Below are 15,361 nucleotides of genomic sequence, written 5' to 3'. Positions count from 1 at the left end.
ATCGCTGGTTCCGGCCCCGCACCTGCCTCCGGCCCGAGCGGTCACTGCGGGAGCTGGCTGGCCAGTTCCCGCCACCGCCGGGGGATGCCGAGATCGAAGTACTTGGCCTTGATGAGGACGATCTTCTGTTCCCGATCGGCGAGCAGGGCCTGCACCGCCGACTGCGCCTCGGCGAGAAAGCCTCCCTCGCCGAACCGACGCAGACATCCGCTCTCCAGATCGACCGACCAGCCGGCCATGCCGGTGGTCCGGATCCGGACGGCGCCCGATGCCGAGATCCCCTCCCCCTCGACCCTGGCCAGGTCCTCGCTGTACTTCTCCCGCCGGGGATCCAGCGGCGCGGACTGTTCCGCCTGGACGACCTCCTGCTGGGTCATTCCCTGCGCGACGCGGTAGGCCTCGGTACGCGCCCGTTGCACGGAAACCCACGTCATCATGCCCAACCGGGACAGCTGATAGCTGAGTTGGTTCTCGTTGTATGTCTCGAAGGTTCCGGGTTGGAAAGTTAACTCCACCTGGCCGTCAGTCGACACCCGGGCCTTGACGTTGCGATCGGGCGAGAGGGCCGTCGCCACCCACTGATGGCTGCCAAAGGACATGATCCTCCTTAGTTTCGAAGCGCTCCCGGGCAGAGTGCACCACGCGGAGCGAGCGCGCGACCGCCCGGATCTGCGGCACTTGAGATACAAGATCTTGTGGTAGACACGTCGGGTGTTCACAACCCGGGGAATCGGTACCACGCTGGCGGCCATTGTCGCGAGCACCACGGCCTTGGTCCTTCCCCAGAACAATGCGGCGAACGCCGAGCGGCCCGTGCTGGTCGCCGGCATGGGTACCGCCGGCAACTCCGGCGACGGGGGTCCGGCGGCGTCCGCCGGGTTGAACACGCCCTCCGGGGTCGCGGTGGCGCCGGACGGCACCGTCTACATCAGCGACACCGGCAACCACACCGTCCGGGCGGTGTCCCCCGCCGGCACGATCACCACGGTGGCCGGCACCGGCCGGCCCGGCAGCCCCGGCACCCAGATTCCGGAGGGCGCGCCGGGAACCGAGGTCGATCTGGGCAGCCCCACCAGCCTGGCGCTCGGTCCGGACGGGACGCTCTACCTGGCGGACGTCGCTCTGCTCCGGGTCTTCGCGCTCGCCCCGGACGGCACGATCTCGGTGATGGCTGGCACCGGCTTGCCCGGCTCGGCCGGCGAGGGCGGTCCGGCGACGGCCGCGGCGATCGGCCAGCCCGGCGGTCTGGCCGTGGCCGCCGACCGCACGCTCTACCTCGGCGACCTGACCAGTCGGCGGGTGCGCGCCGTCACGCCGTCCGGCACCATCACCACTGTCGCGGGCAACGGCGCGAGCCAGTTCACCGCGGCGGGCGGCCCGGCCACGGAGGTGCCGGTACCGGCCGTGAACGGCATCTCAGTCGCGCCCGACGGGGACGTCTGGCTCGCGGACGGCCTGGTGCTGCATCGCCTCCGCGCCGGTGAGATCGCCACCGTCACCAGGCCGGGCGAGGGGGACGTCGGGGACGGACCGTGGACACTATCCACCTCGGAGTCCTGGCCACCGGCCCAGCCACCGTTGAACAACGTCGCCGCGGTCGCCGCCGGCACTCAGGGCATCTACCTCTACGACCAGGGCGAGCGCAAGCTCCTCCGGTTGGGGCCGGACGAGGTGGTACGGACCGTCGCCACGCTCGATCCGCAGACGGTCGGCACGCTGGTTCCACAGCTGGCGGTGAACGGCTCGGGCACGGTCTACCTGCTGGCCACGAGCGAGCACCGGCTGTACGCGGTGCGCGACGGGGGCGGGTCGCCGGACGAACCGGCCGCCGGCGGCACCCGCTGGTGGCTCCTGGCCGCCGGAGCCGGCGTGATCGTCCTGCTGACGGTCGGCTGGGCGGTGGCCCGTCGCCGTCGGCCCTGACCGCGTCGCACGCCGGACGGATGCCGACCTGACCTCCACCTCCGCCGGTCCCGGCCGGCGGAGATCAGATATCCAGAGACACGGGGACCGATGATGGCTGAGATTGTTGGTGGCGACCTCTACCGCCTCTGGCGGGTTTCCGAGGTGCACCTCCCCCGGATCGCCGACGTCTACTACGACGCCGCCCGGGTGGTCGCGGGCGCACGCGGTTCGGGTTCGTCGAGCGACGCCGACGCGTTCCGGGACAGCACCCCGGTCTATCCGGGCTCGACCGTGTTGTCGAGCCCGGTAGGGGCCGCCTGGGCCCAGCTGCGCAACGAACTGCAGCGCATGTACACGCAGATCGGCGACACGGTGCTGGTCGGCGCGGAGGGCATCCGGCAGGCGAGTCAGGCGTACCTCGACACGGATCTGGTCAACTCCGACGCCCTGCAGCTCTACCTGGACGACCCGAGGAACCACAACCCGAACGATCCGGCGTCGAACCCGCCGGCCGCGGGCGCCGACGACCACCCCGGCACCCCACCACCGCTGCCCTGACCGACAGCCTCACCGACCCCTACCCGTCAGGCAGAAGGACACCCCGCTGATGACCGAGTCCGTGACCACCCCGTCCGACCTTGCCGGCAGCGCCTACGAAAACACGGTACGGACCAAAGCCGCCGAGCTGAAACGGGAACTGATCCGGCAGACGCTCGACGACATCGAGTCCTGGCGCAAGGCCGTCGACGTGCAGTGGGAGCGGGCCCATCGGACCGGCAACACGAGCGCGCCGAGTCCGATGTCCCCGATCCCCCCGGAGGAGATCGAGGCGTACCGCCAGACCGTCCACAACGACTACTACGAGTGGGTGGTGCCCGCGTTCGAAAGGCACCTCCTGCCGGATCCGGACGCCATCAATCCGATGATCGACGGCCTGCGGACCATCGAGAGTTCGTTCCACGGCAGCCAGGACAACGCGGGAAACTTCACCCCGGCCAGCCCCGCCCTCTCCCGGATCAACGACGTCCGGGCGGACATGAACCACTGGCAGGGTGACATGCAGGTCAACTTCATCGACAACTTCCTGACCCCGTTGCAGAACGTCTCGGTCAACCAGGCGGCGGTGGCCAAGGTCGTCCGCGAACAGCTCGAGTGCAGCAAGATCATGTACATCCGGTACCGCAAGGCGGTCGTGAACCTGCTCGACCAGTCCATCGAAGCGGTCCGGGAGCTGAACAACAGCAAGGATCCCAAGAGCTACACCTGGGGGACCCTGATCGGGATCGCCGTCGGCACCGGGCTCACCATTGCCACCGGCGGAGTGGCCGTCGCCGGAGCCGTCCTCATCATGGGCAGCACCCTGGCCCAGGGCCTGGTGCCGGATCCGCCCAAGACCAACGAGCTGAGCGCGCCAACCGCCCAGGAGGTGGCGGTCAACGTCAGCGACGCGTTGAGCAAACTCAGCGGCGACGTGTTCGAAGAGGAGCGCAAGGTCCAGGACGCCTTCAACAACATCTGTCAGACCATCGCCGACTCCCGAGCCGCCTCGATCATGAACAACAAGGCCGGCCCGCTCGCGGTCGCCACACCGTCCGTGAGCACCGCGCGGCCGTCCGAGATCACCGACGGCTCGCTACGCCCGAGCCGCTAGCGTCTGCGGCTCGGGCGTCAGGGTTCTGCTCTGCTTTGCCCGCCGGCGTCGCTCTGCGGCTCCCGGATCAGGATGCGGACCGACCGGGCGGCGGCGACGGCGGCCACCAGCACCGCGTGCCGGGGCTCGGGCACGTCGAGCAGCCGCTCGGCGCGCAGCGCCGCGAGCGGGGCGAGGCGGCGGTCGGCCAGCACCGTGTCCACGGCCCGCCGATCCCCGCCGGCGACCACCGCGTCCAGCCGGTCGGCCACCGGCAACAGCAGCCGGGCCGCGAGGTCGACCGCGTCGGCCAGCGCCGCCTTCGCCTGGTTGTCGCGGCGGCGGGCGAAGCGCTGCTGAGACCAACCACCCGCGGCGGTACGGCCCTGCACGTAGCGGGTGTCCACCTTGTGCACCGACAGCTGTTCGCCCTCTGCGACGCCGACCGCCACCGCGCCCTTGCGGGCCAGCAGCAGGCCGATCCGGCGCGGCGCCGTCGCGGCGGCCACGAAGGTCTCCAGATCCGTGGTGGCCGGCGCGCCCGGTGGGGTGTGCAGCTCGGCGGTGGCCCCGTCCGGGGCGGTCAGCAGCAGTCCGTACTCCTGGGCGGCGGTGGTGGGCGGGCCGTGCCGGTCGGCGAAGCCGGCGACCCAGCGGGCGACGCGGGCCGGGTCGACCTCGACCCACCGGCCGCCCCCGGCGGCGGGTCGGCTGCTCATGCCCCGACCGTACGGCACGGGAGATCGCCACCGCGCGGCGGGAAACGGGTACGCGGGAGGACACCGCTGCCGGCGTCCTCCCGCGCTGTCACTCCGTCGGTTCAGTGCACGGTGAGGTTGCCGCCGGTCAGCTTGACCTCGCCGGTGCCCGCCCCCGTCCAGTCGGACGAGAAGAGCAGGACGCCGCCCTGCCACAGGGTGACGCCGACCGTGTCGTTTCGGCCGGGGGAACCCCCGTCGGTCACCATCACCGCCAGCGTCAGACCGCTGACCAGGACCTCGCCCTTGCTGTCGTACAGGCTGGCCCGGTAGCGCACCTCGGCGGCCTTACCCGCCGAGGTCACGCCGAGGCCGTCGACGGTGGATGCCTTGACCTTGTAGGTCTTGCCACCGGAACGGAACTCGATCTCCGCCTCGCCGGACGCGGCCTTCTTAACCGTGGCCGGCTTGGCGGTCAACTCCACCTCGACCTTCGACGCCGGGTCGGCCGGGTACGCCCCCGCCGAGCGGCTGACGACGGCGTGACCGTCACCGGTGAGGAACCCACCGTCGGAGACGGCCACCGTCACCGTGGCGCTGGTGCTGCCGGTGTAGTACCCACCGACCGTCGCGGTGACCGTGTGCGTGCTCGAAGCGCTGGAAGGTGCCGTCCGGGGCGGGCAGTGACACCACCTGCCGCTGCTGGCGCGCGTGATACTGCTGTCCATGGTGGATGGCGAGGGGCGATCATTCATTGAGGAGCATGCCCACGGCGAGCGCCGCGATGATGGCGCTCGACAGCAGCGCGGTGACCAGACGGCCGCGGTCGCTGGTGAGCACCCGACCGATCAGGGTGCCGCCCGTGGCGACCAGCAACTGCCAACTGGCCGAGGCGAGGAACACGCCGAGGGTGAAGAGCACGGCGGCGCCGATCTCGGACCCGCCCGGGTCTCCGCGGCCCAGCACCAGTGCCGTGAAGTAGACGACGGTGGCCGGGTTGAGCATGGTCAGCGCGAGGATCCCGGCGAACGCGCGGGCCGGGGTGTCCAACCCACGCCGCGCGCCCGCCGGGCCGGCCGGGGCCGCGACGCGCAGGGCGCGCCACGCCCCGTACCCGGCGAGGGCGAGCAGCACCGCGGCGGCGACCAGCCGCATCGGCCCGGCGACCGGGGCGAGCCAGCCCGCCACCACCGCGCCGCCGAGCGCCGCGACACCGGCGTAGATCCCGTCGGCGGTGGCCACTCCGAGCGCGGCGGAGGCGCCGACCCGGAACGAGGTACGTGCGGTGAGCCCGAGAATGAGCACCGCGATCGCGCCGACCGGGATGGCGACGCCGTAACCGGCGACCAGGCCGGCAAGGAACGCCGCGGTCACGACGGTGCGCGGCGCGACGAGGCCGGACCCGGCGCGGTCCGCTGTCGGCCCGCGGCAGTGGCCACGGCGACGGGGGACGGCATCATCGGGTACGGCTCGCTCACGCGCACCATCCTGCGCCGGCGACGCCACCCACGCCACGCCATTTCCGGTTGCCACCGGCGGCACGTTCGCGGCCACTGGGTACATCTGTTGTCGCTAAGCGACAACAGATGTACCCAGTGCAGCAGGTACCGACCGTCGACGAGGCGGCCAGGCTCGGCCGCTCAGCCCACCTCTAGCGGCAGCGTCGGGTCGCTGGTCCACTCCCGCAGCGAGCCGTCGTAGACCGCCACGTCGGTCTCGCCGATCAGGCGCAGGGCCAGGGCGTCCCCGGTGGCGGCGATCCCGCCGCCGCAGTAGGTGACCTTCCGTCCCGGCTGAGCCTGCACGTCCTTGAAGATCTCACGCAGCTCCGGCACCGACCGGAAGGTTCCGTCGGTCGGATCCAGCAGGGCGGCGACGAAGACGTTGCGGCTGCCCGGGATCCGACCCGGCCGCGGGTAGCTGATCGTCTCGGTGGCGTGGTGGTCCTCCGGCGACAGCGAGTTGATCAGGCAGGCGCCACTGCCGCTCTCCACCACCTGCCTGACCTCGTCGAGATCGGCGAAGAGCGCCGGGCGGGGGGTGCCGACGAACTCCGCGGGCGGGTAGCTCTCCGCCCCGGACCGGGTCGGCCGGCCCTCGGCGGTCCACTTGCCGAACCCGCCGTCGAGCACCGCCACGTTGTCGAAACCGTTGGCGAGCAGCAGCCACCACACCCGGGTGGCCCAGAACACGTTGGCCGCGTACACCACGACGGCGGTGTCGGGGCCGATGCCCAGCCGGCCGGCCGCAGCGGCGAACCGCTCCGGCGACGGCTTGGTGAACCAGCCGCCGTCCGGCTCGGAGAGGTCGTCGATGATGTCGGCGAACGCCGCTCCGGGGATGTGGGCGGCCAGGTAGTCGGGTCGGCCGGACGTCTGGCTCCACTCCCCGCCCGCCTCGGTCGGCGCGGCCAGGTGCACCGTCGCGTCGAGGATCCGCAGGTTTGGGTCGTCGACGTGCTGGGCGAGCCACTCGGTGGACACGAGTGGGGTGGGCAGGTCGGCTGTGCTCGGCATGAGTCCTCCTGGCGCCATCGTCGCTAATCCCTATCGGATTAGACGGGATCACGTAGCTGGCCAAGTCCGGCCCGCCAGCAGATATTCCTCCGGGTGGCGCAACTCACCCGACAGCACCCCGTGCCCTGCCGCTGGGCAACGGGAGTGAAACCGCGTCGAGCGCGCCACCCGGACGGGTTGACGCGCTCGACGGCCGGCGAACGCCGGGTCAGACGTTGAAGCCGAGGGAGCGCAGCTGGTCCCGGCCCTCGTCAGTGATCTTGTCGGGCCCCCACGGCGGCAGCCAGACCCAGTTGATCCGGATGTCCGAGACCAGCCCGCCGCCCGGCCCGGTGGTCAGCGCCTGGCGGGCCTGGTCCTCGATCACGTCGGTCAGCGGACACGCCGCCGAGGTCAGCGTCATGTCCAGGGTGGCCACGTTCTGGTCGTCGACGTGCACGCCGTACACCAGGCCGAGGTCGACCACGTTGATGCCCAACTCCGGGTCGACGACGTCCTTCATCGCCTCCTCGATGTCGGCGACGACTGCCTTCGTACCGGCCGACTCGGCCCCGGCGGATGCCGACGTGCCGGCGGCCGGCGGGGTCGCCGAACCGTCGGTGGCCACGGCCCCGGTCTCCGGCGTGGTGGTTTCCTCGCTCATGCCTTCACCTCCGTCGGGCTCGCGCCCACACCGGCGCGTGCCGCGGCGTCCTTGAACGCCATCCACGGCAACAGCGCGCACTTGACCCGGGCGGGATAGCGGGCGACTCCCTCGAACGCCACCCCGTCACCGAGCACGTCCTCGTCCGGCGTGACCTGGCCACGACCGGACATCAGCGCCACGAACGCCTCATGCACCTCGAACGCCGCGACCGCGCCCCGGCCGACCAGCAGTTCGTGCAGCACGCTCGCCGACGCCTGGCTGATCGAGCAGCCCACACCGTCGTACGACACGTCGTGCAGCACGTCGCCGTCGGTGGCCACCCGGATGGTCACCTCGTCACCACAGGTCGGGTTGACGTGGTGCGCCTCGCCGACCTGGTCCGCCGGGTCGGCGGCGTCGCGCAGCCCACGGCCGTGCGGATGCTTGTAGTGGTCCAGGATGATCTCCTGGTAAAGAGACTCAAGCTGCATCAGGCCGTCCTCCCGTCGATTCGCCGGGCTCCCGCGTCGCCCGGCTCATCGGAACACCTTCCGCACCTGCTCCAGCCCCGCCACCAGGGCGTCGACTTCCTCGGTGGTGGTGTAGAGGTAGAACGAGGCCCGGGTCATCGCCGGCACCCCGAACCGGGAGCACACCGGCCGGGCGCAGTGGTGGCCCACCCGCACCTGCACACCGAGCGAGTCGAGCACCTGCCCGACGTCGTGCGGGTGCACATCGCCCAAGGCGAAGGAGATGGTGCCGCCCCGGCCGACCGGCACCTCCGGGCCGAAGATCCGCAGGCCCGGCACGGTGGCCAGGGCATCCAGCGCGTACGCGGTCAACTGCTTCTCGTGCCACTGGATCGCCCGCATGCCGATGCCGGTGAGGTAGTCCACCGCGGCGCCGAGCGCGACCGCCTCGGCGATCGGCGGGGTGCCCGCCTCGAAGCGGGCCGGCGGCGGCGCGTACGTCGAGCCGCCCATCGCCACCGTCTCGATCATCGAGCCGCCGCCGAACACCGGCGGCATCGCCGCCAGCAGCTCCGCGCGCCCCCAGAGCACCCCGATGCCGGTCGGGCCGCACATCTTGTGCCCGGTGAACACGATGAAGTCCGCGTCCAGGTCGACCACGTCGATCGGCAGGTGCGGCACCGACTGCGAGCAGTCGAGCAGCAGCAGCGCCCCCACCTCGCGGACCCGCGCGGTGATCCGCGCGGTGGCGTTGACCGTGCCGAGGATGTTGGACATGTGCACCAGCGAGACGATCTTCGTCCGCTCGTTCACCAGGTCGGTCAGGCCCGACTCGTCCAGCCGGCCGTGGTCGGTGACCGGGAACCAGCGCAGCGTCGCGCCAGTGCGCTCGCAGAGCAACTGCCACGGGACGATGTTCGAGTGGTGCTCCATCTCGGAGATCACCACCTCGTCGCCGGGGCCGAGCCGGAACCGGGGGTCGGCGTCGGGTCGCAGCGAGGCGTTGGAGAAGGCGTACGCCACGATGTTGATCGCCTCGGTGGAGTTCTTGGTGAACACCACCTCGTCGACGCTCGGCGCGTTGACGAACGCGGCGACCTTCGCCCGGGCCCCCTCGTACGCCTCGGTGGCCTCGGTGCCCAGCGTGTGCACCGACCGGGACACGTTGGCGTTGTGCCGCTCGTAGTGCTCGCGCAGCACGTCCAACACCTGACGCGGCTTGTGCGAGGTGTTCGCGCTGTCGAGGTAGACCAGCGGATGCCCGTTGACCTCCCGACCGAGGATCGGGAAGTCGGCGCGCACCGCCGCCACGTCGTAGCGGGGCACGTCGTCGTACTGCGGCATCCCCGGTGGGATCGCGATGGTGGTCATCGTCGTGACCGGCCCTTCCTTCGGATCAGGCCCGCGCCGAACCGGCCCCGGCCACGTACCGCTCGTAGCCCTCTTCCTCGAGCTTGTCGGCCAGCTCCGGGCCGCCCTGCTCGACGATCCGGCCAGCGACGAAGACGTGCACGAAGTCCGGCTTGATGTAGCGCAGGATCCGGGTGTAGTGGGTGATCAGCAGCAGACCGGTGTCGCCGGTGTCGCGCACCCGGTTCACGCCCTCGCTCACCACGCGCAACGCGTCCACGTCGAGGCCCGAGTCGGTCTCGTCGAGGATGGCCATCTTCGGCTTGAGCAGCTCCAGCTGCACGATCTCGTGCCGCTTCTTCTCACCGCCGGAGAAGCCCTCGTTGACGTTGCGCTGGGCGAAGGCCGGGTCCATGTGCAGGCGCTCCATGGCACCGCGCAGCTCGCCGCCCCAGGTGCGCAGCTTCGGCGCCTCGCCGTCGATCGCGGTCTTGGCGGTACGCAGGAAGTTCGCCACCGACACGCCGGGCACCTCGACCGGGTACTGCATGGCCAGGAAGAGGCCGGCGCGGGCCCGCTCGTCGACGGACATCTCCAGCACGTCGACGCCGTCCAGGGTCACCGAACCGCCGGTGATCTCGTACTTCGGGTGACCGGCGATCGAGTACGCCAGGGTCGACTTGCCGGAGCCGTTCGGGCCCATGATGGCGTGGGTCTCCCCGGACTTCACGGTGAGGTCGACACCGGCCAGGATCGGCTTGAGCTCACCCTCGGGCAGCTTGACCGACACCTGCAGGTCACGGATCTCCAGGGTGCTCATTATCGGGTCACTCCATTGCTCGGCGTCAGACTGACGTAGATGTCGCCGTCGCGGACTTCGACGGGATAGACGGGTACGGGTTCGGTCGCGGGCAGCCCGGTCGGCTCACCGGTGCGCAGGTCGAATCGGGAACCGTGCAGCCAGCACTCCAGCGTGCAGCCCTCGACCTCGCCCTCGGACAGCGCCACCGCGGCGTGCGAGCACTCGTCGTGTACGGCGTAGAACTGCTCGTCCTCGCCGTGCACGAGCGCGATCTGGGTGCCGTTGACGTCGGCGCTGATCGCGGTGCCCTTCGGCACGTCCTCGACGGCGCAGATGCGGATCATCAGGCGCCGGCCTTGGTGAGTCGGGCCTCGATCGCCTCGCCGAGGCGGTCGCGCAGCTCCTCGACCGGGATCTTGTTCAGCAGCTCGGCGAAGAAGCCACGGACCACCAGCCGGCGGGCCTCGGCCTCCGGGATGCCGCGGGCCTGCAGGTAGAAGAGCTGCTCGTCGTCGAAGCGGCCGGTGGCGCTCGCGTGGCCGGCGCCAGCGATCTCGCCGGTCTCGATCTCCAGGTTGGGTACGGAGTCGGCCCGCCCGCCGTCGGTGAGCAGCAGGTTCCGGTTGATCTCGTACGTGTCGGTGCCGGTCGCCTCGGCGCGGATCAGCACGTCGCCGACCCAGACCGTGTGGGCGCTCTCCCCCTGCAACGCGCCCCGGTAGCCGACGTAGCTGCGGCAGTCCGGGACGGTGTGGTCGACCAGCTGGCGGTGCTCGAGGTGCTGGCCGGAGTCGGCGAAGTAGACGCCGTACAGCTCGGCCTCACCGCCCCGGTCGGTGTACTCGACGGTGGTGTGCTGCCGGACCAGGTCGCCACCGAGGGTGACCTGGACGTGCAGCACCCGCGCGTCGCGGCCCAGCTTCACCTTCAGGTGCTGCGCCTGCACCGCGTCGTCGGCCCAGTCGGCGACGGTGACCAGGGTCAGCTTCGCGCCGTCGGCCACCGACACCTCGACGTTGTCGGCCAGCGTCGCCGAGCCGACGTGCTCCAGCACCAGCGTCGCCTCGGCGAACCGCTCCACCTGCACCACGGTGTGCCCGAAGGCCAGACCGTCGGCGCCCTCGCCGACCACCCGCAGGGTCACCGGCTCGGCCAGCACGGCCTCCCGGGCGACCCGCACCAGCAGCGCCTGCCCGGCCCCGCCGTAGGCCAGCGCGCTGACCCGGTCGAACGGGGTGAGCACGGTACCGACCTGCGGGTCGTCGTGGCCGATCCGCTCGACGGTCACGCCCTCGGGCAGGTCGGCGTACTCGTGCCGGACCGTGCCGGTGGCGGTCCGGTCGGCACCGACCAGCCCGCGCAGCCGCTTGAGCGGGGTGAAGCGCCACTCCTCCTCCAGGCCGGTGAGGGCGGGGAAGTCGGCGACGTCGTACGAGCGCAGCGCCTGCGACTTGGTGCTGGGCGGCGCGGAAGCCTGGGTAGTCATCTCGTCCTTGGTCTGTTCTTGCGACGGCGTTCTGGTGCTCGGGTGGCGGGCCGGCGCGGGCCGGCCCGCCGGGCGGGGTCAGCCGACCGCGCCCTCCATCTGCAGCTCGATCAGGCGGTTGAGCTCCAGGGCGTACTCCATCGGCAGTTCCTTGGCGATCGGCTCGATGAAGCCACGCACGATCATCGCCATCGCCTCGTCCTCGCTCAGGCCCCGGCTCATCAGGTAGAAGAGCTGGTCCTCGCTCACCTTGGAGACGGTGGCCTCGTGCCCCATCGACACGTCGTCCTCACGGATGTCGACGTAGGGGTAGGTGTCGGAGCGGGAGATGGTGTCGACCAGCAGCGCGTCGCACTTGACCGTGCTCTTGCTGCTGTGCGAGCCCTCCAGCACCTGCACCAGGCCCCGGTACGAGGTCCGGCCGCCGCCCCGGGCGATCGACTTCGACACGATGGTGCTGCTGGTGTGCGGCGCGGCGTGCACCATCTTGGCGCCGGCGTCCTGGTGCTGGCCCTCGCCGGCCATGGCCACCGAGAGCACCTCGCCCTTGGCGTGCTCGCCGGTCATGTAGACCGCCGGGTACTTCATGGTCACCTTGGAGCCGATGTTGCCGTCGATCCACTCCATGGTCGCGCCCTCGTGACACACCGCGCGCTTGGTGACCAGGTTGTAGACGTTGTTCGACCAGTTCTGGATGGTCGTGTAGCGGCACCGGGCGTTCTTCTTGACGACGATCTCCACCACCGCGCTGTGCAGCGAGTCGGAGGAGTAGATGGGCGCGGTGCAGCCCTCGACGTAGTGCACGTACGCACCCTCGTCGACGATGATCAGCGTCCGCTCGAACTGGCCCATGTTCTCGGTGTTGATCCGGAAGTACGCCTGAAGCGGGATCTCCACGTGCACGCCCTTCGGCACGTAGATGAACGAGCCACCGGACCACACGGAGGTGTTCAGCGCGGCGAACTTGTTGTCGCCGACCGGGATCACCGTGCCGAAGTACTCCTTGAACAGGTCCTCGTGCTCCTTGAGGGCGGTGTCGGTGTCGAGGAAGACGACACCCTGCTCCTCCAGGTCCTCACGGATCTTGTGGTAGACCACCTCGGACTCGTACTGGGCGGCGACACCGGCGACGAGGCGCTGCTTCTCCGCCTCCGGGATGCCCAGCCTGTCGTAGGTGTTCTTGATGTCCTCCGGCAGGTCCTCCCAGCTGGCGGCCTGCTTCTCAGTGGAGCGCACGAAGTACTTGATGTTGTCGAAGTCGATCCCGGTGAGGTCGGCGCCCCAGGCCGGCATCGGCTTGCGCCCGAACAGCCGCAGACCCTTCAGCCGCAGGTCGAGCATCCAGGCGGGCTCGTTCTTCTTGGCCGAGATGTCCCGCACCACCGCCTCGCTGAGGCCGCGCTGGGCGACCGCCCCGGCGACGTCCGGGTCGGCCCAGCCGTACTCGTAGTTGCCCAGGGCAGCGAGCTGCTCCTCCTGGGTCAGGGGCTGGACGATCTGCTCGGTCATCTATCTGTCCTCACAGTGGTGACGGTCTTACCGGACTGGGCAGGCGGCTGAGCCGGAATGTGCGTGGTGCACACCCCGTCGCCGTGCGCGATGGTGGCCAGGCGCTGCACGTGAGTACCGACCAGGCGGGAGATCACCGTGGTCTCGGCCTCGCACAGCTGGGGGAACTCGGCGGCCACGTGCGCCACCGGGCAGTGGTGCTGGCAGAGCTGGCCGCCGGAAGCGATCGTGGACGCACTGGCAGCGTATCCCTCGGCGGTCAGCGCGGCGGCGAGTGCCTCCGCGCGGGCCATCGGATCGCCGCCGGCGTCGGCCAGCGCGGCCTGGCAGCGGGCCTCCAGGGCGGCCACCTGCTCGGCGGCGAACTGCTCCACCGCCGGCGAGCCACCGGTGCGGGCGATCCAGCGCAGCGCGGCGGTGGCCATGTTGTCGTAGTGGTGCGTGCCACACCGGCTGCGGGCGGCGTCGGTCAGCAGGAACACCTTGGCCGGGCGGCCCCGCCCCCGGTGACCGCGTACGGTCTGCTCGCGGGCGACCACGTCACCGTCAGCGAGCATCGCGTCGAGGTGCCGGCGGATCGCCGCCGGGCTGAGCCCCAGCGCGTCGCCCAGTTGGGCGGCGGTGACGGCACGCCGCTCCAGCAGCAGCTGGGTGACCCGGTCCCGGGTCGACAGGTCGGCGACGGGCGCGGCCTGGGCGGCCGGCACCGACCGACCGGCGGCCAGGTCAGCCGCCGGCTGGTGCCCGGAAAGCCCCGCCGCCTTTTTCACAACGCCCACGTTACGTAATTCGCCAGGGGCCTGCAAACGCGGGGTCCGGTGATCCGAACCACCGCGCGGGCGGAGTCACCCGATCGGGGTCAACTACGGTGCGTAGGATTCGCTCCGTGAAGCGAACTGTCCGGTTCCCGGTCTCCGCCACTCTGCTACGCCGCCTCGCGTACGCCAACATCGTCGCGAACGCGGCGATCGTCGTCACCGGCGGGGCGGTCCGGTTGACCGCCTCCGGGCTGGGCTGCCCGACCTGGCCCCGGTGCACCGACGAGTCGTACACCGCCACCGCCGAGATGGGCGTGCACGGGGTGATCGAGTTCGGCAACCGGCTGCTCACCTTCGTGCTGGTGCTGATCGCGGGTGCCACCCTGCTGGCCGCGCTGCTGCACCGGCCCCGCCGGCGCGGCGTGGTGCCGCTCGCACTGGCCGTCGTCCTCGGCATCGTGGCGCAGGCCGTGATCGGCGGGATCACCGTGCGCACCCAGTTGCACCCCTCGATCGTGGGCATCCACTTCGTGGTCTCGATGCTGCTGCTCCTCGTCGCGTACGCCCTCTGGCGCCGGGTCCGCGAGCCGGACGGCCCCAAGATCGCGCTGGTGCCACCCGCGCTGCGGACCCTGACCTGGCTCACCGTGATGGCCAGCGCGGCGGTGATCATCGTCGGGGTCGCGGTGACCGGCAGCGGCCCGCACGCCGGCGACGCCGACGCGATCCGCAACGGCCTCGACCCCCAGACGATCTCCCAGGTGCACGCCGACCTGGTCTTCCTGCTCGTCGGCCTGACCGTGGGCCTCTGGCTGGCCCTGCGGGCGATCGGCGCGCCGACCCACGTCGTCCGCGCCGCCCGCACGCTGCTGCTGGTCGAGCTGGCCCAGGGCGTGGTCGGCTTCGTGCAGTACTTCACCAACCTGCCCGTACTGCTGGTGGGCGCCCACATGCTCGGCTCCTGCCTGGTCTGGCTCGCCACCCTGTCGGTGCTCTGGGCGACCCGCGAACGCCGCCCGGTCGACGCGACCCCGACCGAGACCGCCACGCCGGCCGAGGAACCCGTCCCGGCCCACGCCTGAAACCACCCGCCGCACCGAGCGCCGTCCGCGGGAGACGTGTCCGCGGACGGTGCTCCGTCAGGCGCGGGCGAGGTGGGTGAGGATGGCGTCAGCCAGGCGGTCGGGGGCGCCGTCGGCGTACCCGATGAACAGCGAGGGCTCGGTCAGCTCCAGCTCCACCAGTACCGGCGTGCCGTCGGGGCCGGGAATCAGGTCCACCCGGGCGTAGAGCAGCCGGCTCGACCCACCGGGCACCGCCACGAGCGTCTTCTCCGCGACCTCGAGTTCTGCCGGCTCGGCCGTCCGAGCGGTGATCTCCTCGGGCTTGTAGAGCCCCTCGACGCCCTCGTCCGGGCCGGTCAGCAGCGGCCCCTTGCGGATGGCGTGGCTGAAGGCCAGGCCCTCCGGGCCGGCGAGGAAGAGCAGCGCGGTCTCGCCAGCGGTGTCGACCGCGGTCAGGTACGGCTGGACCATGGTCACCCGGCCGGCGGCACCGAGCCGGTGCACGTGGGCCAGGGCGAGTTCCCGGTGCAGCGGGTCGGCCAGGTCGT

General features: G+C 71.1%; 17 protein-coding genes and 1 pseudogene. 4 read left to right on the top strand and 14 right to left on the bottom strand.

Annotation, left to right across the window (positions count from 1 at the left end; genetic code table 11):
* Nucleotides 1–41 precede the first annotated feature (41 nt).
* Nucleotides 42–599 (bottom strand): hypothetical protein, encoded by a 558-nt coding sequence (locus AB0M52_RS02795; RefSeq protein WP_363947988.1) that lies wholly within the window; start codon nucleotides 597–599, stop codon nucleotides 42–44.
* A 172-nt stretch (nucleotides 600–771) separates the two neighbouring features.
* Between AB0M52_RS02795 and AB0M52_RS02790 the strand changes: the two genes are divergently transcribed.
* From AB0M52_RS02790 to AB0M52_RS02780, 3 genes are all read left to right on the top strand, one after another.
* A complete protein-coding gene (locus AB0M52_RS02790) occupies nucleotides 772–1,923 on the top strand; it encodes a hypothetical protein (RefSeq protein ID WP_363947986.1) in 1,152 nt (383 codons plus the stop codon).
* A gap of 93 nt (nucleotides 1,924–2,016) precedes the next feature.
* On the top strand, nucleotides 2,017–2,463 hold the full coding sequence (locus AB0M52_RS02785) for a hypothetical protein (protein WP_363947984.1): 447 nt from the start codon (nucleotides 2,017–2,019) through the stop codon (nucleotides 2,461–2,463).
* A 49-nt stretch (nucleotides 2,464–2,512) separates the two neighbouring features.
* Nucleotides 2,513–3,556, top strand: coding sequence for a hypothetical protein (locus tag AB0M52_RS02780; protein WP_363947982.1), 1,044 nt, complete (start codon nucleotides 2,513–2,515; stop codon nucleotides 3,554–3,556).
* Nucleotides 3,557–3,573: 17 nt separating this feature from the next.
* Here AB0M52_RS02780 and AB0M52_RS02775 read toward each other — a convergent pair whose 3' ends face one another.
* From AB0M52_RS02775 to AB0M52_RS02720, 12 genes are all read right to left on the bottom strand, one after another.
* Nucleotides 3,574–4,254 carry an acVLRF1 family peptidyl-tRNA hydrolase gene (locus tag AB0M52_RS02775; protein ID WP_363947979.1) on the bottom strand — a complete coding sequence of 227 codons (681 nt, stop codon included), beginning with the start codon at nucleotides 4,252–4,254 and terminating at the stop codon, nucleotides 3,574–3,576.
* Nucleotides 4,255–4,355: 101 nt separating this feature from the next.
* Complete coding sequence (locus AB0M52_RS02770) at nucleotides 4,356–4,961, bottom strand: hypothetical protein (protein ID WP_363947976.1); 606 nt, start codon at nucleotides 4,959–4,961, stop codon at nucleotides 4,356–4,358.
* Between the two features lie 19 nt (nucleotides 4,962–4,980).
* Nucleotides 4,981–5,607 (bottom strand): LysE family transporter, encoded by a 627-nt coding sequence (locus tag AB0M52_RS02765; RefSeq protein ID WP_363947974.1) that lies wholly within the window; start codon nucleotides 5,605–5,607, stop codon nucleotides 4,981–4,983.
* A 266-nt stretch (nucleotides 5,608–5,873) separates the two neighbouring features.
* On the bottom strand, nucleotides 5,874–6,749 hold the full coding sequence (locus AB0M52_RS02760; protein ID WP_363947971.1) for a sulfurtransferase: 876 nt from the start codon (nucleotides 6,747–6,749) through the stop codon (nucleotides 5,874–5,876).
* A gap of 208 nt (nucleotides 6,750–6,957) precedes the next feature.
* The gene (locus tag AB0M52_RS02755; protein ID WP_363947968.1) at nucleotides 6,958–7,392 is read right to left on the bottom strand and encodes a metal-sulfur cluster assembly factor; all 435 of its coding nucleotides are present in this window, start codon (nucleotides 7,390–7,392) and stop codon (nucleotides 6,958–6,960) included.
* Nucleotides 7,389–7,865, bottom strand: coding sequence for a Fe-S cluster assembly sulfur transfer protein SufU (gene sufU, locus AB0M52_RS02750; RefSeq protein ID WP_363947965.1), 477 nt, complete (start codon nucleotides 7,863–7,865; stop codon nucleotides 7,389–7,391). Before sufU ends, AB0M52_RS02755 begins: the two co-directional genes overlap by 4 nt.
* 45 nt (nucleotides 7,866–7,910) lie before the next feature.
* Nucleotides 7,911–9,215, bottom strand: a complete 1,305-nt coding sequence (locus AB0M52_RS02745; RefSeq protein ID WP_363947963.1) for a cysteine desulfurase — start codon at nucleotides 9,213–9,215, stop codon at nucleotides 7,911–7,913.
* 25 nt (nucleotides 9,216–9,240) lie between these two features.
* Complete coding sequence (gene sufC / locus AB0M52_RS02740) at nucleotides 9,241–10,014, bottom strand: Fe-S cluster assembly ATPase SufC (RefSeq protein WP_137781468.1); 774 nt, start codon at nucleotides 10,012–10,014, stop codon at nucleotides 9,241–9,243.
* Nucleotides 10,014–10,340, bottom strand: a complete 327-nt coding sequence (locus AB0M52_RS02735; protein WP_363947959.1) for a non-heme iron oxygenase ferredoxin subunit — start codon at nucleotides 10,338–10,340, stop codon at nucleotides 10,014–10,016. Before AB0M52_RS02735 ends, sufC begins: the two co-directional genes overlap by 1 nt.
* Entirely contained in the window at nucleotides 10,340–11,482 is a 1,143-nt protein-coding gene (gene sufD / locus AB0M52_RS02730) for a Fe-S cluster assembly protein SufD (protein WP_363947956.1), read from the bottom strand. The genes AB0M52_RS02735 and sufD overlap by 1 nt, the downstream gene beginning before the upstream one ends.
* Nucleotides 11,483–11,560: 78 nt before the next feature.
* A complete protein-coding gene (gene sufB, locus AB0M52_RS02725) occupies nucleotides 11,561–12,991 on the bottom strand; it encodes a Fe-S cluster assembly protein SufB (protein ID WP_363947953.1) in 1,431 nt (476 codons plus the stop codon).
* A complete protein-coding gene (locus AB0M52_RS02720; RefSeq protein ID WP_363948043.1) occupies nucleotides 12,988–13,716 on the bottom strand; it encodes an HTH domain-containing protein in 729 nt (242 codons plus the stop codon). The genes sufB and AB0M52_RS02720 overlap by 4 nt, the downstream gene beginning before the upstream one ends.
* Nucleotides 13,717–13,859: 143 nt before the next feature.
* Between AB0M52_RS02720 and AB0M52_RS02715 the strand changes: the two genes are divergently transcribed.
* Nucleotides 13,860–14,831, top strand: coding sequence for a COX15/CtaA family protein (locus AB0M52_RS02715; RefSeq protein ID WP_363947950.1), 972 nt, complete (start codon nucleotides 13,860–13,862; stop codon nucleotides 14,829–14,831).
* Nucleotides 14,832–14,888: 57 nt separating this feature from the next.
* Here AB0M52_RS02715 and AB0M52_RS02710 read toward each other — a convergent pair.
* Nucleotides 14,889–15,361 (bottom strand): annotated as a pseudogene (locus AB0M52_RS02710) (hypothetical protein); the annotation flags it as partial.

Source organism: Micromonospora sp. NPDC051296 (genome assembly GCF_040682255.1).
In the GTDB taxonomy this organism is placed as follows: domain Bacteria; phylum Actinomycetota; class Actinomycetes; order Mycobacteriales; family Micromonosporaceae; genus Micromonospora; species Micromonospora craterilacus.
The sequence above is the reverse complement of the archived record's forward strand: the minus strand, read 5'-3'. Positions and strand labels throughout refer to the sequence as shown.